Source organism: Vibrio sp. PBL-C16 (genome assembly GCF_034321865.1).
Classification (GTDB): domain Bacteria; phylum Pseudomonadota; class Gammaproteobacteria; order Enterobacterales; family Vibrionaceae; genus Vibrio; species Vibrio alginolyticus.
This window is the reverse complement of the sequence record NZ_JAXLNY010000002.1, coordinates 2,596,195-2,616,818: the sequence shown is the minus strand read 5'-3', so window position 1 is coordinate 2,616,818 and position 20,624 is coordinate 2,596,195. Positions and strand designations below refer to the sequence as shown.

Annotated in this window: 19 protein-coding genes and 1 other annotated feature; of the genes, 15 read left to right on the top strand and 4 right to left on the bottom strand. The window is 44.0% G+C overall.

What is annotated here, in order from left to right; translation table 11 throughout:
• Nucleotides 1-174: 174 nt before the first annotated feature.
• The 4 genes from UQW94_RS20255 to UQW94_RS20240 all read left to right on the top strand — a co-directional run bounded on the left by UQW94_RS20255 (nucleotide 175) and on the right by UQW94_RS20240 (nucleotide 5,958).
• The gene (locus tag UQW94_RS20255; protein WP_322142519.1) at nucleotides 175-1,134 is read left to right on the top strand and encodes a TIGR01212 family radical SAM protein; all 960 of its coding nucleotides are present in this window, start codon (nucleotides 175-177) and stop codon (nucleotides 1,132-1,134) included.
• A gap of 35 nt (nucleotides 1,135-1,169) precedes the next feature.
• On the top strand, nucleotides 1,170-2,915 hold the full coding sequence (locus tag UQW94_RS20250; protein ID WP_005381828.1) for a GGDEF domain-containing protein: 1,746 nt from the start codon (nucleotides 1,170-1,172) through the stop codon (nucleotides 2,913-2,915).
• 237 nt (nucleotides 2,916-3,152) lie between these two features.
• Nucleotides 3,153-5,507 carry an aerobic respiration two-component sensor histidine kinase ArcB gene (arcB, locus tag UQW94_RS20245; RefSeq protein ID WP_005381826.1) on the top strand — a complete coding sequence of 785 codons (2,355 nt, stop codon included), beginning with the start codon at nucleotides 3,153-3,155 and terminating at the stop codon, nucleotides 5,505-5,507.
• A 1-nt stretch (nucleotide 5,508) separates the two neighbouring features.
• The gene (locus UQW94_RS20240; protein WP_005381825.1) at nucleotides 5,509-5,958 is read left to right on the top strand and encodes a hypothetical protein; all 450 of its coding nucleotides are present in this window, start codon (nucleotides 5,509-5,511) and stop codon (nucleotides 5,956-5,958) included.
• An 85-nt stretch (nucleotides 5,959-6,043) separates the two neighbouring features.
• On the opposite strand, the gene arcA is transcribed toward UQW94_RS20240, so the two are convergent.
• Complete coding sequence (gene arcA, locus UQW94_RS20235) at nucleotides 6,044-6,760, bottom strand: two-component system response regulator ArcA (RefSeq protein ID WP_005381824.1); 717 nt, start codon at nucleotides 6,758-6,760, stop codon at nucleotides 6,044-6,046.
• A gap of 361 nt (nucleotides 6,761-7,121) precedes the next feature.
• On the opposite strand from arcA, the gene UQW94_RS20230 reads away from it, so the two are divergent.
• On the top strand, nucleotides 7,122-7,529 hold the full coding sequence (locus UQW94_RS20230) for a DUF3293 domain-containing protein (RefSeq protein WP_005381823.1): 408 nt from the start codon (nucleotides 7,122-7,124) through the stop codon (nucleotides 7,527-7,529).
• Nucleotides 7,530-7,593: 64 nt separating this feature from the next.
• A complete protein-coding gene (locus tag UQW94_RS20225) occupies nucleotides 7,594-8,076 on the top strand; it encodes a putative 4-hydroxy-4-methyl-2-oxoglutarate aldolase (protein ID WP_005381822.1) in 483 nt (160 codons plus the stop codon).
• Here UQW94_RS20225 and UQW94_RS20220 read toward each other — a convergent pair.
• Nucleotides 8,073-8,543, bottom strand: coding sequence for a ribonuclease regulator (locus UQW94_RS20220; RefSeq protein ID WP_167415017.1), 471 nt, complete (start codon nucleotides 8,541-8,543; stop codon nucleotides 8,073-8,075). The genes UQW94_RS20225 and UQW94_RS20220 overlap by 4 nt on opposite strands.
• Nucleotides 8,544-8,966: 423 nt before the next feature.
• Here UQW94_RS20220 and thrL point away from each other — a divergent pair, with 423 nt between their 5' ends.
• From thrL to UQW94_RS20195, 5 genes are all read left to right on the top strand, one after another.
• Complete coding sequence (gene thrL / locus UQW94_RS20215; protein WP_074192076.1) at nucleotides 8,967-9,044, top strand: thr operon leader peptide; 78 nt, start codon at nucleotides 8,967-8,969, stop codon at nucleotides 9,042-9,044.
• Nucleotides 8,980-9,099 (top strand) — a sequence feature (Thr leader region). Its footprint overlaps the gene before it by 65 nt.
• Nucleotides 9,100-9,152: 53 nt before the next feature.
• A complete protein-coding gene (gene thrA, locus UQW94_RS20210) occupies nucleotides 9,153-11,612 on the top strand; it encodes a bifunctional aspartate kinase/homoserine dehydrogenase I (RefSeq protein ID WP_213970533.1) in 2,460 nt (819 codons plus the stop codon).
• A 20-nt stretch (nucleotides 11,613-11,632) separates the two neighbouring features.
• Nucleotides 11,633-12,589 carry a homoserine kinase gene (gene thrB / locus UQW94_RS20205; protein ID WP_017635074.1) on the top strand — a complete coding sequence of 319 codons (957 nt, stop codon included), beginning with the start codon at nucleotides 11,633-11,635 and terminating at the stop codon, nucleotides 12,587-12,589.
• Nucleotides 12,586-13,866: a threonine synthase gene (gene thrC, locus UQW94_RS20200; protein ID WP_239923994.1), complete on the top strand. Its 1,281-nt coding sequence runs from the start codon at nucleotides 12,586-12,588 to the stop codon at nucleotides 13,864-13,866. Before thrB ends, thrC begins: the two co-directional genes overlap by 4 nt.
• 140 nt (nucleotides 13,867-14,006) lie before the next feature.
• The gene (locus tag UQW94_RS20195) at nucleotides 14,007-14,666 is read left to right on the top strand and encodes an NAD(P)H-dependent oxidoreductase (RefSeq protein ID WP_322142518.1); all 660 of its coding nucleotides are present in this window, start codon (nucleotides 14,007-14,009) and stop codon (nucleotides 14,664-14,666) included.
• A 111-nt stretch (nucleotides 14,667-14,777) separates the two neighbouring features.
• On the opposite strand, the gene grcA is transcribed toward UQW94_RS20195, so the two are convergent.
• On the bottom strand, nucleotides 14,778-15,155 hold the full coding sequence (grcA, locus tag UQW94_RS20190) for an autonomous glycyl radical cofactor GrcA (protein ID WP_005381814.1): 378 nt from the start codon (nucleotides 15,153-15,155) through the stop codon (nucleotides 14,778-14,780).
• Nucleotides 15,156-15,481: 326 nt separating this feature from the next.
• Here grcA and nfo point away from each other — a divergent pair, with 326 nt between their 5' ends.
• The 3 genes from nfo to UQW94_RS20175 all read left to right on the top strand — a co-directional run bounded on the left by nfo (nucleotide 15,482) and on the right by UQW94_RS20175 (nucleotide 18,001).
• A complete protein-coding gene (nfo, locus tag UQW94_RS20185; RefSeq protein ID WP_322142517.1) occupies nucleotides 15,482-16,366 on the top strand; it encodes a deoxyribonuclease IV in 885 nt (294 codons plus the stop codon).
• A 289-nt stretch (nucleotides 16,367-16,655) separates the two neighbouring features.
• On the top strand, nucleotides 16,656-17,336 hold the full coding sequence (ung, locus tag UQW94_RS20180) for a uracil-DNA glycosylase (protein WP_005382846.1): 681 nt from the start codon (nucleotides 16,656-16,658) through the stop codon (nucleotides 17,334-17,336).
• A gap of 113 nt (nucleotides 17,337-17,449) precedes the next feature.
• Entirely contained in the window at nucleotides 17,450-18,001 is a 552-nt protein-coding gene (locus UQW94_RS20175) for a hemerythrin domain-containing protein (protein WP_017821507.1), read from the top strand.
• 236 nt (nucleotides 18,002-18,237) lie between these two features.
• On the opposite strand, the gene UQW94_RS20170 is transcribed toward UQW94_RS20175, so the two are convergent.
• Nucleotides 18,238-18,423, bottom strand: a complete 186-nt coding sequence (locus UQW94_RS20170; RefSeq protein ID WP_005381805.1) for a DUF3545 family protein — start codon at nucleotides 18,421-18,423, stop codon at nucleotides 18,238-18,240.
• 721 nt (nucleotides 18,424-19,144) lie between these two features.
• Here UQW94_RS20170 and UQW94_RS20165 point away from each other — a divergent pair.
• Nucleotides 19,145-20,578, top strand: coding sequence for a sodium:alanine symporter family protein (locus UQW94_RS20165; protein ID WP_322142516.1), 1,434 nt, complete (start codon nucleotides 19,145-19,147; stop codon nucleotides 20,576-20,578).
• The last annotated feature ends 46 nt before the right edge of the window (nucleotides 20,579-20,624 follow it).

The following is a 20,624-nucleotide window of genomic DNA, read 5'->3' as shown; positions in this document are numbered from 1 at the left end:
TTAACATTTACGCAACATGAACGATTTTTGTCTTTAATTATGCAAGTTTATTGATTTTGACCTGCATGATGGGTGTTTGAATTGATTAATATTGTGTGTTTTTTCTTGCAGGGATGTAATTTATTTACACAGATCGTAGTGAGATTGATTACGATTTATTGTTGGTGAGAATTTATGCAGTTACATGAGTTGGTCAATACAATCGGCCAAGATCTTCAGCGTCGATACGGTGAAAAGGTTCATAAGTTAACATTGCACGGTGGATTTAGTTGCCCTAACCGCGATGGCACGATTGGGCGGGGAGGATGTACATTTTGCAATGTGGCTTCGTTTGCAGATGAAGAAGTCCAGATAAAAAGCATTCACGAACAGTTAAAAGATCGCGCAGGTGAAATTCACAGAGCGAAGAAGTATCTCGCTTATTTTCAGGCCTACACCAGTACCTATGCAGAAGTACAAGTTCTCAAAAACATGTATGAGGAAGCACTAAAGGCTGCAGACATGGTTGGTCTTTGTGTGGGGACGCGTCCTGATTGCGTCCCTGATGCGGTATTGGATTTACTGTCGGGCTATGTACAGCAAGGTTATGAAATTTGGCTAGAACTAGGTCTTCAAACCGCCAACAACGACACCCTCAAACGTATCAATCGTGGTCATGACTTTGAGTGTTATGCCGAAATCACTCAGCGTGCTCGAACACTCGGAATCAAGGTTTGTACTCACTTAATTGTGGGTTTACCCAAAGAAACCCGCGCCGAAAATATTGAAACGCTGCAAAAAGTGTTGGCCGTGGGAACGGATGGCATCAAGTTACATGGCTTGCATATTGTCGAAGGTAGCACCATGGCGAAAGCTTGGCGTGCTGGAAAGCTAGAAGCCCCTGAATTAGAAGAATATGTTGCGATCGCCAGTGAAATGATTCGTATGACACCACCAGATGTGATTTATCATCGCGTTTCATCAGCAGCCAGGAGGCCCACGTTATTATCGCCTCTGTGGTGTGAAAACCGTTGGCTAGCGATGACGGAAATTGGTCGAGATCTCAGTGCTCATGGTGCTCAAGGGAGCCTTACGGGGAATACCTTTATCTATACTAAACCGGAATTAATAGCAGATCGCTCAATAAATAACTGATATATTTTAACCAGTGTTCTTTGAAGGTTTAAACGATGGATCAGTTACTCAATTGGCTTTGGGGTGGTCAAGGCGGTTATGGCTATGTCGTCTTGTTGTTAATCGCAGGCGTGTGCGCGTTAGCACTGATCTATTTGCACTTTCAGACATCACTTAAGCAACTAGTAACGGATTCTCCCTATCCAGTCATAGTGGTGGACACTAGCCATGCTCAGCTCTTGCTATCTAACCAGGCTGCGATGCAGTTGTTAGGCATTCGCTCTTTGGGAACGGGGTATTTGTATCCTGCTTTATTCGATATTCATGAGCTTGAGCAGTTTCTCGATCGCTTCTCTAGTCGTCATTTTCGTCAGCAGGCTTTTGACTGGCGACTATCTGATAGTGAATCTATTAAAGTGGAGCTGTCAGGCAGAAAGAGTTTATTGCGCAATCATCGAGTTTGGATTCTTTATGCTCAGCCATATCAAGCCACTCACCAAGAGCAGCAACAAGAACTTGCCCAATTAATCATCGCACGTTCGGCATTAGACTCACTTTCAGAGCTGATTTGTACCCAAGACCGCCAAGGCAATCTATTAACGACCAATCGAGCATTTGATCAATTCTGGCAAGGGCGAAGGGAAGAAGCTTGCGCATCCAAGGCCTTGGGTGAGATGACCAGAAAAAGCGAACGTAAATGGACAACGGATCCACAAGGTCGAAGTTGCTTATTGGAAGTCAATCAAAACTCTCTTGTTTCGCCGAGTGGTGAGCTTATCGGTACGCTGTCTATTAGTCATGACGTGACTGAATGGCACAAGATGCAACAGAATCTGCGAGATGAAATGGAGCGTCGCAAAGATACAGAGGTGGCGCTAGCGCAAAGAGATACTATCTTACAAACGATTCTGGATGCCAGTCCGGACTCTATTGGTATTTTCAATGAGAACATGGTCTATCAAGCGTGTAATCAGCCTTTTGTTAAGGCGTTAGGCATTTCAAAAATTTCTGATTTGATAGGTAAGCGCCTCCAAGACGTGATTCCTAAAGAGATGTACGCGCGCTTAGCAGACAGTGACTTAGAAGCATTACGCCAGTTAGAGCCAGTTCGATACATAGATAAAGTCGTGAGTAGTGATGGTAAAAGTACGTGGTTTGATGTGGTGAAATCGCCTTTTAAAGATAAAGCATCAGGAACGAATGGTGTGCTGATCATGGCGCGTGATATTTCTGAGCGTTATCTTGCAGAACAAAAGTTGGAAAAAGCCAACCTAGAGTTAGAAAAATTGAGCTTTATGGATAGCTTAACTCAAGTATCGAACCGACGCCGTTTCGACGAACAACTGCAGGTATTGTGGTACCACCACGCTCGAGAAAAGCTGCCGCTCACCATCATGTTATGTGACATCGACTTTTTCAAAGATTACAACGACTGTTACGGTCACCAACAAGGTGATGAAGCGTTAGTCAGTGTTGCTACCGTGTTTACACAAGTCATCAATCGTTCTTCGGATTGTGTTGCGCGTTATGGTGGCGAGGAGTTTGGTTTTATCTTGCCGAATACCACCACGGAAGGTGCGCGCAACGTAGCACAGCGTATTCATGAGAAAATTCTACAGCTTGATATGGAACACGACAGTTCAGAAGCATCTGAACGCCTTACCGTCAGTATCGGTCTGGTCTCTTACATTCCTCAGCATGGTGATGAACCCGAAATGGGCATCGCTATGGCTGACAGTGCGTTATATCAAGCTAAAGCTGATGGACGTAATCGCACTTGTATTCACCCCAGTTCTTGCTAACGCTTTGTGACCGCTTGCTCTAAGTTGATAGCTGATTGTTTAAATCACCGTATTAAACACGTTAAACTTACACAAGCCTGTGCGCTCGTTGGTTTATCTTTTTATCTCGTATCACAAGAGCAGATCGCACCGTGTGTTTTTCACTAATCAAACAGACCTAAATTGCGTTAGGTCGAGTGCATTTACCTGTTTTTCATCATCGAATGGCGCTATCTAGCCACCACCATGGAGTAGTTAATGAAACCCATGAAAAATCTCGCCCAGTATTATGTCGACTTGCTAGTCAAACTGGGGATTGTTCGCTTCTCTATTTTGCTAGCCCTTGCGCTGGTGGCATTAGCTGTTGTGGTGCAGGTAGGGATTACTTTAGCTCTCAAAGGGCGAGTAGATGATATCGACATTGTCCGTTCGGTGTTTTTTGGTCTATTGATCACCCCTTGGGCGGTTTACTTCCTCTCTGTGGTTGTCGATCAACTAGAAGAGTCTCGCCAGCGTTTAACTAAGCTGGTGTCCAAACTGAAGGACATGCGTTCGCGAGATCAAGAGCTGAATTACCAACTTCAACAAAACATTGAAAAGCTTAACCAAGAAATTGAAGAGCGTATTAAAGCGGAAGAAGCACGTGAAGAGGCGATGCAAGACCTCGAAAATGAGGTGTTCCAACGCGAACGTACTCAATTAGAGTTGGCAGAACGTACCGCATTACTGCGTTCATTTATTGATGCCTCACCAGACTTAATTTACTACCGCAATGCGGATGGTGTTTTCTCTGGCTGTAACCGCGCGATGGAAGAGCTAACGGGCAAGAAAGAGCACCAGTTAGTCGGATTAAGCCCTTGGGATGTGTATAGCAAAGAAATCGCCGAGCATATCGTTGATACTGACCAAAAGGTTTTTGCCGATAATCAAGCGATTACTTACGAGCAATGGCTCGAATACCCAGATGGTCGCAAGCATTACTTTGAGCTGCGTAAAGTGCCATTTTACAGCAAAGATGGCCGCCACCTTGGTCTCGTTGGGTTCGGTCGTGATATCACTGAACGTAAGCGCCATGAAGAGTCGTTAGAGAAAGCAAGCCGCGACAAAACTACCTTCATCTCAACCATCAGTCATGAGCTGCGAACGCCGCTGAATGGCATTGTAGGCTTAAGTCGTATGCTTCTAGATAGTCCGTTGACAGAAGAGCAGCGTAAACACATGCAGACCATCAATGTGAGTGCGATTACTCTAGGTAACATCTTCAACGATATTATCGATATGGATAAATTTGATCGCCGTAAGTTAGAACTATTACCTGCGCCACTTAACTTCGAAGACTTCGTCGCAGAGATTGAGAGTATCTCAGCTCTGATGGCGGAACAAAAAGGGTTACGCTTTGACTTAGAACGTTTAAGCGACTTGCCAAAAGCAATTGAAGTGGATGCAACCCGTCTACGTCAGGTGATTTGGAACTTGGTCAGCAACGCAATGAAGTTCACCAAGGAAGGTGGCGTTGTGATGACAGTGAGCGCGGATGTCGAAGACGATTTTGCGACCATTATTATGGAAGTGGAAGACACAGGTATTGGTATCCCAGACGAAGAGCTAGATAAGATCTTTGCGATGTACTACCAAGTGAAATCAGGCAAGGACAACCTGCATGCGGTCGGTACAGGTATTGGTTTGGCGGTATCTAAGCAACTGATCAATATGATGGATGGTGACATTACGGTTACCAGTGAGGAAGGCTTTGGTAGCACTTTTACTGTATCGATCCACGTTCCGATTGTTGAACTAGCTGAGCCAGTCATTGATGCGAAACGCGACAATGTGCGCCTCAACATATTTATGGTCGAAGACATCGAGCTTAACGTAACTGTGGCTAAATCGTTACTAGAGAGCCTAGGGCACTCTGTCACCGTGGCAATGACGGGCCAAGAAGCGTTAGTGAACTTTGTGCCAGAAAAATACGACTTAGCGTTGTTGGATATCCAACTGCCTGATATGACAGGCTTTGATGTCGCCAATTATTACCGCAAGCATTATAACAATCTTCCTCCATTGGTCGCCTTAACTGCTAATGTAATGAAAGATCGTCGTGAATACTTAGATAACGGCATGGATGATGCGATCAGTAAGCCGCTGGCAGTGAATGCTATTCAGTCAGTGATTGATAAATTCTTCGCTCACCAGTTAGAACAACCTAAGGAAGTGGTGAGCGGTCCCGAAACAGTGGAAGAGCCAGTGCCTTCTCCTGTGATTGAGACACATTTGCTCGATATGGATATGTTAGAGTCTTACGTCGACATTGTTGGTGCAAAACCTGTCTACGACAGCATAAAAATGTTTGAAGATATGATGCCAGACTATATCGATGTCTTAGATTCGAACATGACAGCGAAAGATCAAGATGGGATTGTTTCTGAAGCGCATAAAATCAAAGGTGCTGCAGGTTCAATTGGCCTGAAACGTATCCAAAGTGTGGCGCAAAAAGCGCAATCGCCCGATATGCCAGCATGGTGGGAAAACATTTCAGACTGGGTTGAAGAGATCAAAAATGAATACCAAAACGATATTCAAGTCCTCAAAAGTTGGTTGGAACAAAGGAAATAACATGAAAAGAATCGCACCATTGGCATTAGCCATGGCATTGATGGCAGGCTGTAGTTCCGTTCCAAATGTGAATTGGCAACAAAACAGTCAGATTACGATTAATGAGGTTAATGTTGAGCTCAAAAGTAATTTATGGGTGAACCTCATGCCGAATATTGGGGACGTGGAAGAGCAAAGTATTCAAGGTGCACTTTACCTCGAAGGAGATCAGTTACTTCCTGCAAATCTAACGGCAGAAGCTCTTATTATTAAACAGGGGCAAAAAGAGTGGTTGGTGGACAGTGCGTCTTTAGATACTCGAACGCACAGTGAAAGCCGATGGGAGGTGGCGTTCTCGTCTCACATTGATGTGAACACAGAAAAATCGGTTGATATCGCAGTGCTTCTAGACGATGCGGGTAAACAGCGTTGGTTAGTCGAAAAGTACGTGAAGATTAACAAGGTTTATTAACCGCAATGATGTTGCATTAGTCGTTAGACCTAAAACAAAAAGGGCTTGCTCAATGAGCAAGCCCTTTGCATATTAGCGGTTAAATCTAGTCTTCTAGATCGCCACAGAAGCGGTAACCTTCGCCGTGGATAGTGGCGATGATTTCTGGCGTACCTGAAACAGACTCAAAGTGCTTACGGATACGACGAATCGTTACGTCTACAGTACGGTCGTGTGGCTTAAGTTCACGACCAGTCATCTTCTTAAGAAGATCTGCACGAGTTTGAATCTTACCCGGGTTCTCACAGAAGTGCAGTAATGCGCGGAACTCAGAGCGAGGTAGCTTGTAGCTATCACCAGCAGGGCTTACTAGAGAGCGGCTGTTGATGTCTAGTACCCAACCGTTGAATTCATACTTTTCTACCGAGCGCTTCTCTTCTTGCACCGCGTTAGAGCTCATTGAGCGACTAAGTAGGTTACGTGCACGAATAGTTAGTTCACGTGGGTTGAATGGTTTAGTGATGTAGTCATCTGCACCAATCTCAAGACCTAGGATCTTGTCTACTTCATTGTCACGGCCTGTCAGGAACATTAAAGCAATGTTCGCTTGCTCGCGTAATTCACGCGCTAGTAGAAGGCCATTCTTGCCTGGAAGATTAATGTCCATAATAACCAAGTTGACTGAGTTATCAGACAACACTTGGTGCATCTCTTCACCGTCACTGGCTTCAAAAACAGCGTATCCCTCTGCTTCAAAAATACTCTTAAGAGTGTTACGAGTTACTTGCTCATCTTCAACGATAAGAATCTGCGGGGTTTGCATTGGCGGTACCTAAATTTGTGACAAAATTGTGCTAATAGAATAAATTCTAGGCAAAAATATAACATACAGGTAATGTGATTTTGATAATAAATCAAGTTGATCAAAAAAACACTTCTTTCAGTTATCCGCCCTCCATGGAATTTTGCCAACTCACCAGTATCCAATGGCGACGTTTATTCTAAAGGGCTTGTTTACCTTTCATTTCCTGCTTTCAGTGGGGCCTGAAACGTAAACACCCTAAGATATTGAGCGGATTTTATATTGTTAACAGCATGCTAACAATGCTCAAATGTTAATTCCATTCAGTTTGTTGATTTATATCAATTGATGAAATGTAACTGTTATTAATCGTTTAAGACTTATGATAGAAAAAAGTAATAAGAACATAGACGCATCGTTATGGAATGCTTATTCAGAATCTTTTTTCAGATTCGAAGCCGAGTGGCGTGTTTCAAACTATGCTGTGATAACCGCTTGGAACCCATACAGTAACTTGAGGTCCAAAGAAGAGAACAGCATAAACAATCACGCGTTAGAAAAACAGCTACAGCACGTTAATTACGCGCCTGTCACGGTAGGTGATAGCGCTTTTACATGGTATGAGGAAAGCTTTGCCGTCGAGTTGTCGCCAGAGGTAGCCGTTGAATTGGCGAGTGACTTTCAACAAAACGCGATTTATTACGTCATTAATGACCAACTTTATCTTATTGCGTGCTCGCAGCCGAAAGTTTTTCATACGTTAGGCTCCATTAAACCTCGGCTCGTATAGAAGGTATAGAAAAGGATACTGCTCACTGAAGCACCGCTTGGGTGAGAAAATTCACGGAGGAAATATGAGAGACATTACACCCGATATTTGTGACCAATTTGAAGACCAAGTGAGCTTGCTTACTTTACCATTGCAGAACTTTGGTCAACGTAGCGCTTTTTACGGTGAAATCGTTACGGTGCGCTGCTATCACGATAACTCGAAAGTGCGTGAAGTACTGGGCGAAGATGGAACGGGTAAAGTATTGATTGTTGACGGACATGGATCGTGTCAGAGAGCATTACTCGGCGATCAATTAGCGATACTCGGAATAGAAAATGGGTGGGAAGGTATCATTGTCTATGGTGCAATACGCGACGTAGCACAAATATCTCAAATGGACATTGGCGTTCAAGCTCTTGGAACTAACCCGTTTAAAACAGAGAAACGCGGGATAGGAGAGGTAAACGTAACCTTAACGATGCAAAACCAAATCGTTCAACCTAAGCACTACGTTTACGCGGACTGGAACGGTGTGTTGATTTCTAAGCAAAAGCTGGACTTCTAAAAACGAAAGCCTAAACCAACCTCAAAGCCTTGTTGCCAATCTTGGTAATCAAGAGTCGCGTGAAGATCCAGTTTATCGGTAATTTTTACGCGACTTGATACTTCAGCCGCGAGGCTACTGTCGTCTTGGCGAATACCTTCCGCTGTTTCATTCTTGTAAGAGCGAACTGTACTTTTCAGCGTGACACGATCATTAAAGTGATAGCTGATCCCGCTCAAAAAACCACTTTGATTTTGGGTAGGAGAGTTATTGACTCGCGCACCGACATAAACGTCTACCGAATCAAAAAGCTCGTAAGCGTAACCCGTATCGATATTCCAAACATCAAAACTGTCAGACTGATAACTGTCGCTGGAAATGAATAGCTTATGAGGAGAAGGGGATGTTTTACCTGGAAGCGGCGGAAGTTCGTTTGCTAGACAAACACCAGGCACAAAAAACAGCAACAGAAAAAGCCCTCTTTTCATGTTCACCACTCCTTGTGTCAACTTTTTTATTAGTATGCGCCCAAAGCTTCTCACTATTAAAGCATAGAATATGAAAGCTAGCTCACCTATTTTCTAAATAATTCGATCCTATGAACATAAGTCACAGTTAAGTTGTTGTTATGTGTCACAACCCTCTCGAATTATTTGATCGTACGTTTTATGGCAAAGATTAGACTAGTTATTAGATAAAAAACCGAACTGGTGATGATAGTTAAGTCCTTTACAAAAACTAACTGTAGATTTCCAAATGATCAATAATGTGTAATTAACTATAAATATCAATGACATTGCTTAGCAGAAATCTCTGAAAGATGGAAAAACAAACAATTTTTTGTTGACTATGTATCAGAAACTCGGTAAACGTAGAGTTAAGCAAACACAATTAACGTTGAATATTTATTTATGCCATCTAACAGCCTAGTAGTAATGACCACGACCATTATTATTACCGACACGACACATGTTGGGGCAGGCTGCTGAGCGAAAGAAATTCACAAAAAAGGCCTGTATCCAACAAGATACAGGCCTTTTTTTATGCTTTTTTATCCAGAATTTAGACAAATTTAAGAAGATATACCGGAGGAAGGGATGCGAGTATTGAAGTTTGGCGGATCATCACTAGCTGATGCAGATCGCTTTTTGAGAGCGGCAGACATTATTGCCAATAACGCTCAACAAGAAGAAGTAGCGGTTGTTCTTTCCGCTCCTGGTAAAACAACAAACAAATTGGTTGCGGTCATTGAAGGCGCATTGCGCAATGGTGAAGCAGAACTACAAATCAAAGAGTTGGAGGAGTCGTTTAAAACGCTCTTCACTCAAATCCAAGCAGTACTACCCAATATCGATGGTTCAGCTTTCGATAACCAAGTGAAAACTTCTCTCTCTCAATTACGCCAATTCGTTCATGGCATCAATCTTCTTGGCATGTGCCCAAACAATGTTAATGCACGTATTATTAGCAAAGGCGAACGCGTTTCGATTCAATTGATGAAAGCGCTGTTAGAAGCCAAAGGCCAGCCAGCACATCTTATCGACCCAGTTGAATACCTATACGCAAAAGGTGATCACCTTGAAGCCATGGTTGATGTAGATGTTTCAACGCAAAACTTCCGCCAAAACCCTCTTCCTCAGGGCCATGTGAACATCATGCCAGGCTTTACCGCAGGTAACGAGAAAGGTGAATTGGTAACACTTGGTCGCAATGGCTCTGATTATTCGGCGGCGGTTCTTGCGGCGTGTCTGCGCGCAGATTGTTGTGAGATCTGGACTGATGTAGACGGTGTATACAACTGCGACCCTCGTTTAGTGGAAGATGCTCGCTTACTTAAATCTCTTAGCTACCAAGAAGCAATGGAGCTTTCTTACTTCGGTGCTTCCGTTTTGCATCCGAAGACCATTGCTCCTATCGCGCAGTTCCACATCCCATGTCTGATCAAAAACAGCTTTAACCCACAAGGTGCAGGAACTCTGATTGGGCAAGACACTGGTGAAGACAATCTGGCGATCAAAGGTATCACGACGCTAAACGACCTAACCATGGTTAACGTCTCCGGCCCAGGTATGAAGGGTATGGTTGGCATGGCAAGCCGCGTATTTGGCGCAATGTCTTCCGCTGGTGTGTCTATTGTTCTTATTACTCAGTCTTCTTCTGAGTACAGCATTAGCTTCTGTATTGAGGCAGAAGATAAAGCAAAAGCGCAACAAGTACTGGCCGATGCGTTTGAGTTGGAACTGAAAGATAGCTTATTAGAGCCGGTCGAGTTTATTGATAATGTTTCAATCATAACGTTGGTTGGTGACGGCATGCGTACATCGCGCGGTGTTGCATCTCGCTTCTTCTCATCTCTTGCTGAAGTGAACGTAAACATTGTAGCCATCGCACAGGGCTCATCTGAGCGTGCAATCTCAGCCGTGATTCCTGAAGATAAAATCTCTGAAGCGATCAAAGCGTGTCACGAGAACCTATTCAACTCTAAGCACTTCTTAGACGTATTCGTGGTTGGTATTGGCGGCGTTGGTGGTGAGCTGGTGGATCAGATCGAGCGTCAACAGGCGAAGCTTGCGGAAAAAGGCATCGTTATTCGCGTGTGTGGCTTGGCAAACAGCAAAGGTCTTCTGCTTGATAGTGAAGGTCTGCCACTCGATCATTGGCGTGATCGTATGTCGGCAGCGACAGAAGAGTTCAGCCTAGCGCGTTTGATTTCTTTGGTTCAACGTAACCACATCATCAACCCAGTATTGGTTGACTGTACATCAAGTGAAGATATCGCGAATCAATATGCTGATTTCTTAGCCGCTGGTTTCCATGTCGTTACACCAAATAAAAAAGCAAACACAGCAAGCATGGCTTACTACCATCAGCTTCGCGATGTTGCGCGCAGCTCTCGTCGCAAGCTGATGTACGAAACAACTGTGGGGGCGGGTCTACCGGTAATCGAAAACCTGCAAAACCTAATCTCAGCGGGCGATGAGCTAGAGCGCTTCAGCGGTATTCTTTCTGGCTCTCTGTCATACATCTTCGGTAAGTTAGATGAAGGTATGAGCCTAAGTGAAGCAACTAATATCGCAAAAGAAAATGGTTTTACTGAACCGGATCCTCGTGATGATCTTTCTGGTATGGATGTTGCGCGTAAGCTTCTGATCCTGGCTCGTGAAGCAGGCATGTCTCTAGAACTAGAAGACGTTGTGGTTGATCAAGCACTGCCACCAGGTTTTGATGATTCTGGTAGCGTTGATGAATTTATGGCGCGTTTACCTGAAGCAGACGCCTACTTTAAAGAATTATCTGCAAAGGCAGCGGAAGAGGGCAAAGTACTGCGCTACGTTGGTGAAATTAATGAGGGCAAGTGCACAGTAAGCATCGCAGCGGTGGATGAAAACGATCCAATGTATAAAATCAAGGACGGTGAAAACGCACTGGCATTTTACAGCCGTTACTATCAGCCAATCCCACTAGTGTTACGTGGCTATGGTGCAGGCACCGAAGTAACGGCTGCGGGTGTATTTTCTGACGTGATGCGTACTTTAGGTTGGAAACTAGGGGTATAACAATAATGAGTTCAAGTGATATGGATGTAGTGGTTTATGCCCCAGCATCAATTGGTAATGTAAGCGTTGGCTTTGATGTGCTGGGGGCTGCCGTGTCTCCAGTGGATGGCACACTATTGGGTGACCGTGTATTGGTGAAATCTGGGGCTGATCCGTTCAGCCTTAAAACGGCGGGTGATTTTGTTGAGAAATTGCCAACTGAACCAAAAGAGAACATCGTCTACGACTGTTGGCTCGTGTTTGCTCGTGAGTTAGACAAAAAAGGCGTTGAGCTAAAACCACTTGAGATGACGCTAGAAAAGAACATGCCAATTGGCTCTGGTTTAGGCTCAAGTGCATGTTCTATCGTCGCTGCATTAGATGCATTGAACCGATTCCATGGACAGCCACTTAACGAGACAGAATTATTGGCGCTGATGGGAGAGATGGAAGGCAAGATCTCTGGTGGTATTCACTACGACAACGTTGCGCCATGTTACCTTGGTGGTGTGCAACTGATGCTTGAAGAGTTGGGTATCATCAGTCAAGAAGTGCCTTGCTTTGATGATTGGTACTGGGTGATGGCGTATCCGGGTATCAAGGTATCAACGGCGGAAGCGCGTGAGATCCTACCATCTCAATACCGCCGACAAGATATCATTGCTCATGGTCGCCACCTTGCAGGCTTTATCCATGCGTGTCATTCTGGTCAGCCAGAACTTGCTGCAAAAATGATCAAAGACGTGATCGCAGAACCGTATCGTGAGAAACTGCTTCCGGGTTTTGCGAATGCACGTCAATACGCAGCGTCTGCGGGTGCATTGGCTACCGGTATTTCTGGCAGTGGGCCGACACTGTTCAGTATTTGCAAAGAGAAAGATGTCGCTGAGCGAGTTGCTCGCTGGTTAGAACAGAACTACGTACAAAACGAAGAAGGATTCGTCCACGTTTGTCGTCTAGATAAGCAGGGTTCGAAAGTAACAGGAAGTGAGCTATGAAGCTTTACAATATAAAAGAAAATGATGAACAAGTTTCCTTTGGCCAAGCCGTTCGCCAAGGGTTAGGTCGTAACCAAGGTCTATTTTTCCCATCGGAACTACCAAAATTTGAAGACGTTGATGCGCTACTGGCAGAAGACTTCGTCTCTCGTAGCACGAAAATCCTATCTGCACTGATTGGTGATGAGCTGGCGGAAGAGCAAGTTAACGCATTGGTTGACGCTGCATTCCAATTCCCTGCGCCAATTAATCAAGTGAAAGAAGGTGTTTACGCTCTGGAACTGTTCCATGGTCCAACGCTTGCATTTAAAGACTTTGGTGGTCGCTTTATGGCGCAATCTCTTGCAGCCGTTTCGGACGGCGGCAAGATCACCATTCTGACTGCAACTTCTGGCGATACTGGCGCAGCCGTTGCGCATGCTTTCTACGGTATGGAAGACATCAACGTTGTGATTCTTTACCCGAAAGGCAAGATCAGCCCACTGCAAGAAAAGCTATTCTGTACGCTTGGTAAAAACATTCACACTGTCGCGATCGATGGTGACTTCGACGCGTGTCAGGCTCTGGTTAAGCAAGCTTTTGATGATTCGGCATTGCGTGAAGAGATCGGTCTGAACTCTGCAAACTCAATCAACATCAGCCGCTTGATGGCACAAATCTGTTACTACTTTGAAGCTGCCGCGCAAATGAGTAAGCAAGAGCGTGAAAACCTAGTCGTGTCTGTACCAAGTGGTAATTTTGGTAACCTAACTGCTGGTCTACTGGCAAAAGCACTGGGTCTGCCTATCAAACGTTTTATCGCTGCAACTAATGCTAATGACACGGTACCGCGTTACCTACAAACGGGTAAGTGGGAGCCAAAACCAACGGTCGCAACGACATCGAACGCGATGGACGTGAGTCAACCAAACAACTGGCCTCGTATCGAAGAGTTGTGTCGCGTGAAAGAGTGGGGCTTGGAGACGCTAGGAAAAGGTGCTGTATCTGATGAGCAAAGCGCTCAGTCAGTGAAAGACTTACATGCTTTAGGTTACCTGTGTGAACCGCACGGTGCGATTGCTTACCGTGTTCTTGAAGAGCAACTGCAAGATGGTGAGACCGGTCTGTTCCTATGTACTGCACACCCTGCGAAGTTCAAAGAAGTGGTGGATGACATTCTAGAATCAGATATCGACCTTCCTGCGCCACTAGCGAAGCACGCTGCGATGGAGTTGCTATCGGAAGATCTCGACGCAGACTTTGACGCACTGAAGCAAGTACTGCGCCGCGTGCAGTAAGCTTCAAAAGCACAGTAAGTATCAAAAACACAAATAACGAGAGGTGAATGAGCAATCATTCACCTTTTTTATTGCCGGTAAGTTTTAACTCTCTTTATGATTGAGAAACGAACTTAACTAAATGAGATGGAAAGAGAAGCATGCATTTTTTGATTTTTCTTGGCTCAGTGAGAGACAGCACGCCACCACGACCAGCCCGTTTAGGAATGCGAGTCAGTAGAGCGTGTGAAAAACTTATCGCGAGTCAGCATTCGCAACATACTGTCGAAATCATTGACCCATTGAACTATGACTTTGGCGATGTGTTTAAGCCCGAGTTTGCTTATCACCGCTCTAAAGTTCCGCAGCACCTAAGTGAGCTAGCAGACAAAATCAAACATGCGGATGGGTATGTGATGGTTAGCCCGGAATATAACCATTCGATGAGTCCTGCTTTGGCGAACATGCTTAACCATTTCGGCAGTTCGCTGTTTTCTTACAAGCCGAGTGCTATCGTGACCTATTCTGCCGGACAATGGGGTGGTGTTAGAGCTGCCGTTTCTATGCGTACCTTCTTATCTGAACTTGGATGTCTACCTGTCTCTGCGATGATCCACATTCCGAAAGCGCAAGAAGTCTTTGATGAACAGGGCGTTGCTGCGGATGAGTCGGAGCAGACGCAGTGGAACAACTATATGAATCGCACTATGCATCAATTGATTTGGTGGGCAGAAGGGGCGTCACTGCAAAGAGATAGGCTTGATCCAACCTCTGTAGCGCAAGCGTTTCAGAAAGATCCTTCGCAAAGAAATGCACCTTAGAGGCGAGTTGCTTTCCATTATAGAAAGGGGTTAGAAGGATTCTGAAACAAAAAAAGCTTGGTCATTGCTGACCAAGCTTTTTAAATTCTAGCGAGCTAGTTTACTGAGAGATTATAGAGTCTCAGTAAAAGTACGAGCGATTACATCACGTTGTTGCTCTGGAGTTAGCGAGTTAAAACGTACTGCGTAACCAGAAACACGAATAGTTAGTTGTGGGTATTTCTCTGGGTGTGCAACTGCATCTTCTAGTGTTTCGCGTTTAAGCACGTTCACGTTTAGGTGTTGGCCGCCTTCGATACGAGGAGCAGTTTCGATTGCAACTTCACGGCTTTCGTATTCACCTAGGTCGCTGATTGCGATAACTTGGTCTGCTTCGTAGCCAGCAGTTGCAGCAACACAACGAGCTTCATTTTTTTCGCTATCTAATAGCCAGATAGAGTTTAGTAGGTCGTCGTTTGCCGCTTTTGTAATTTGGATACCTTGGATCATCACTATCTCCTAGACCACTTACGTGGTGATTATTGGTGTTAATTTTCGAATTTTCGTTGAGCTGAGTATTATATAGCTAATATCCACTATTTTAATATTGATTTAAGTCAAAAAACAACCAAAAACATTATTTTTATTAAGGTAATTTTATTGAGTTAAATCAATAAAACCTTTGAAAACAAACTAATTACAATTTATTTGATAATATAAAAAATATTTAATAACTAGTTTTGTTGTAAATTTACTACAAATTGAGATTAAAGTTTAAACTGGTTAACGCAACTATCTGTATTTAGGTAGCAATACTGAAAGTCTAAAGTGATTAAATGACAAACATGAAAAACAAGCTTGGGAATAAACTCATTGGTGCACATGTCTCTGCTGCTGGTGGGGTCGATCAAGCTCCGTTGAGAGCTCGTGAAATTGGCGCGAATGCATTCGCACTATTTACAAAAAACCAACGCCAGTGGGTGGCGAAGCCTTTAGAAGCAAAAACCATCAGTGCGTTTAAAGCGAACTGTAAAATGCTGGGTTTCGGAGCAGAACATATTCTTCCTCATGATTCTTATCTGATTAACTTGGGTGCGCCGGAAGAAGAAAAGCTGAATAAATCCCGCGCGGCATTTATTGATGAAATGGAGCGTTGTAATCAGTTAGGGCTGACTTTGCTTAACTTCCACCCGGGGAGTCACCTAAAGAAAGTCTCTGAACAGGAGTGCCTCGCAACGATCGCCGAGTCGATCAATCTTGCGCATAAAGCGGTGCCGAATGTGATCGCTGTTATCGAGAATACGGCAGGTCAAGGTACTAACTTAGGCTGGAAGTTTGAGCACCTTGCTGAAATCATCGAGCAAGTGGAAGATAAAGATCGTGTCGGCGTTTGTATTGATACCTGCCATACCTTTACGGCTGGTTATGACTTACGTACAAAAGAAGATTGCGAGCGCACCTTTGCAGAGCTCGACCGTATCGTAGGTATGCACTATTTAAGAGCAATGCATCTAAATGATTCAAAAGTAGAGTTTGCCAGCAAAGTAGATCGCCACCATTCGCTAGGTAAAGGAGAGATCGGGTGGGATTGCTTTGAGTACATCGCGAAAGACCCTCGTTTTGATGGTATCCCTCTGATTTTGGAAACAATTGATCCAGATATTTGGCAGCAAGAGATCAACACGTTGCGTCAATTCCATTTAGCGGCCATTGCCAGTTAATGGCGTAACCACAAAGTTGGCACCTTTCTTTCTTAGTCATTGAACATCAATCTCTGAATTAGCAAAGAAGGATGCCAACATGTCTCGACCACTCTCTTTTACTCCTTATGCTTTCACTCGTCGCGTGCTTCGCTTACCGATTCCTAATCGTCACATTACCGGACAGGGGCATTTTCGAACGCCACAGAAGCATTAGTCTTTTATTGCTTGTCTCAAGTTCGTGGTAAGTTTTTGTTTGTTTGAGTTTCGCTCGTTAGAATAGAAGCAAAATTTAGGACAGGAACTTTCCATGAATCAGTCACCCACTTGGCACGATGTGATCGGCGAAGAGAAAAAGCAGAGCTACTTTGTAGACACCTTGAATTTTGTTGAAGCCGAACGCGCCGCAGGCAAAGCTATTTTTCCTCCCGCAAAAGATGTCTTTAACGCGTTTCGTTTTACCGAGTTCAAAGACGTTAAGGTCGTGATTCTAGGACAAGACCCATACCACGGCCCAAATCAGGCGCATGGCCTGTGTTTCTCTGTACTTCCTGGCATTAAAACGCCACCGTCACTGGTTAATATGTATAAAGAGCTGGCGCAAGATATTGAAGGTTTCCAAATCCCTCAGCATGGTTTTTTGCAAAGCTGGGCTGAACAAGGCGTATTGTTACTCAATACGGTATTAACGGTGGAGCAAGGTAAAGCGCATTCACATTCAAAGACAGGTTGGGAAACGTTTACTGATCGAGTGATTGAAGCCATTAATCAGCATCAAGAAGGTGTAGTGTTCTTGCTGTGGGGTTCACATGCACAGAAGAAAGGTCGTTTTATCGATCGCAATAAGCACCATGTGTTAGCTGCCCCACACCCATCGCCACTTTCTGCACATCGAGGCTTTTTCGGTTGTAAGCATTTCTCTCAAGCAAACCAGTTGCTTACATCACAAGAAAAAGCACCAATTAACTGGCATTTGCCATTAACGGTATAAATGAAGAGACAGCGATCATGGATGGTATGATCGCTGTTTTTTTGAGCACGCTCGAGGCTGATAGTAAATTTCTCATGTACACTTACTAAAAGTAGGTGTTAAGGAGAGACGCTATGATGATCGAAAGAATTCGACGCGAACATGGTTATATGGTTCGTCTGTTGGCGATACTGCGCCATAAGCTCAATGAGATAAAAAAAGAACGTGTAATCAACTATGCGTTAGTAAGCGAGATTGTTGATTACCTCTCTAATCATTCGGAGAAAGTACACCACCCGAAAGAAGATATCCTCTATCACCACTTTCTTGAACACTATGGTAAGCAACAAACCATGGAAAATTTAGAGAAAGAGCATCTAGAGTTAGCGAGTAAAACCAGAGAGTTTTCATCCGTGATAGAGATGATCCTTCAGGATGCTGTTGTGCCACAAGACATGTTCGTCGCTCACCTAGAAGATTTCATTGAATCGCAAAGGCGCCACTTGGAGCTAGAAGAGCGAAAAATTTTGCCTCTCATTGAAGAGTTATTTACCACAGAAGATTGGCAGCATGTCGAGAGCTTATGGAGCGTCAGTGAGGATGATCCTGTGTTTGGTGACACGATTGCTGATCGTTATAAGCAGTTGGCCGAACGTGTTCGTCAAAGTGATACTGAGTATGTTTAAGCCTGAGTGATGAAACCTGAGCGAGCGAAAGCCGTCTCTCGGGTTTGTGAGATACATTTCTTATTTATTGGGAATCAACCGAAAATTTAGTGTGCATATTTCTCGGCAAAAAGTACGGAAGATTCTCATTGAGTAATAATGGTATTCATACTTAAACCTTGGTACATAAACTCACGGTGTTTACGGTCACTGTAAACAAAAAACAAAAGGCACCTGTAAGGTGCCTTTTGTTTGAATTAGAGTTTAATGTCTTCCAAGTTATAATCGGTACAGACATCAAGTTCGCGCAGCTCTTTAAGCAAATTGCGTCTGTCGTTCATCTCTTCTATTTCACGCCACTTTCGCTTTACTGGTTTGGCACGAGATTTGGTTGTTGAGGTAGTATCCAGATTAAAAATGTCATCTAGTTGAAAGCCTTCCATAAGCCACCTTTACCTTTCTTAAGCTAAACTGTTGTAACCAGTCCTTGTGGAGTTTTTTAAGTACCACAATAGCCGTGAGAATAACCATGATATATTTCGCATTTGTGTCGGTAGCATGACATTTTCGTGCAAAAATATTCTCAAAATCACACTTTTTATTGCAACGATGTGGATAAAAAATGCACAAACGATCTCAAGAAAACGATTAAATAGAGAGATTTTCTATGTTAATTCGATTTGATGAATGGGTGCACTGCGCAAAGGTTAAAGTTGCATAAAATCAGTTTGATGAAATAGTGTTCAATTAGATGGTAAGTCACTAGCGTAAATTTATGTAACACCTTGTGAATACTAGCTTGTTCTTGTTTATACGGTTTGTCATTCCATTTAATGAAGAATAATTATTTATGTTGGTGTTTGGTAATTGAAATGTTGCGCAGTTTGAGTGTTAAGTCTTCTATTTATGTTATTTTTTGGTGACTTTATAGTGAAAAATAACAATGTTATTCTTATTGTTGCATATTGATTTTTGCGCTCCTAGGTTGCATTATCCGCCCGTCAAAAAATACGCTGGTACGTAAAATGGATGCATGAAGCGACGTTTACGATTCTAGATTGCCCATAAACATTACTTAAAAAGCTAAGCACACTTTGACACTTAGCAGGCAATTTGGTGGATGGCTAGGACGCATAGACTGGCGCAACTCACTTTGAGGTACACATGACAGACTTAATCAATTTGATGAACGATCTCCTCTGGGGCTCGATTCTGGTTTATCTTCTTGTTGGTGTTGGTATTTACTTCACCGTTCGATTAGGGTTCATTCAGTTCCGCCATTTCGGCCACATGTTCTCTGTTCTTAAGAACAGCCGTAAAGCAGACAAAGCTGGTATTTCCTCTTTCCAAGCGCTTTGTACTAGTCTTGCTGCACGTGTTGGTACAGGTAACATGGCGGGCGTTGCAGTGGCATTGACTGCGGGTGGTCCTGGTGCGATCTTCTGGATGTGGCTGATTGCAATGCTTGGTATGGCAACATCGTTTGCTGAGAGCACACTGGCGCAGCTATACAAAACCAAAGATGATGATGGCAACTACCGTGGTGGCCCTGCCTACTACATGGAAAAAGGCCTGGGCATGCGTTGGATGGGCGTGTTGTTCTCAGTTTTCCTAATCATCGCTTTTGGTTTGGTATTCAACGCCGTACAAGCTAACTCAATTGCCAATGCAATGAGCAACGCATTTGGTTGGAATAACCTGTATGTCGGTATTGCCGTTGTTTTACTGTCTGCAATTGTTATTTTCGGTGGCATCAAGCGTATCGCAAGAGTTGCTGAGATGATCGTTCCGATCATGGCACTACTTTATCTAGCCCTAGCGCTGTTCATCATGTTCTCGAACCTAGAGAAATTACCTGATGTATTGATGCTTATCTTTAAGAGTGCATTTGGTCTGCAAGAAGCAGCAGCAGGTGGTCTTGGCTACGCAATTGCACAGGCAATGATTAACGGTATCAAGCGCGGTCTATTCTCGAATGAAGCAGGTATGGGTTCTGCACCTAACGCGGCAGCTTCAGCAACACCTTACCCACCACACCCAGCGTCTCAAGGTTACGTACAGATGCTAGGCGTGTTCATGGATACGATCGTTATCTGTTCTGCAACAGTGGCTATCATCCTGATGTCTGGTGAGTATGTCGGTCAAGCAACAGAAGTGACGGGTATCGAGCTAACTCAGCGTGCATTGAGCTCACAAGTTGGCGATTGGGGCGGCATCTTTGTTGCTGTGGCAATCTTCTTCTTTGCGTTTACTTCAATCATTGCAAACTACTCGTATGCTGAAACGAACTTAATCTTCCTAGAGCACAATCATAAAGCGGGCTTAAGCATTTTCCGCGTTATTGTTCTTGGTATGGTGATGTTTGGTGCACTAGCTTCGTTACCAGTCGTATGGTCGCTTGCTGACGTCTCTATGGGTCTGATGGCGATAGTCAACTTAGTGGCGATCATCTTGCTATCTGGCATCGTGATTAAACTGGCAAAAGATTACAACCGCCAGCTTGGTGAAGGCAAAATGCCAACATTTGATGCGAATGACTTCCCGGAGCTGAAATCTCAGCTTGAAGAAGGCATTTGGTACAACGATAAAAAAGACTAAGTGAGCTATCACTCATAGTTGAAAGCTATTAGTACGATGTAAAAAG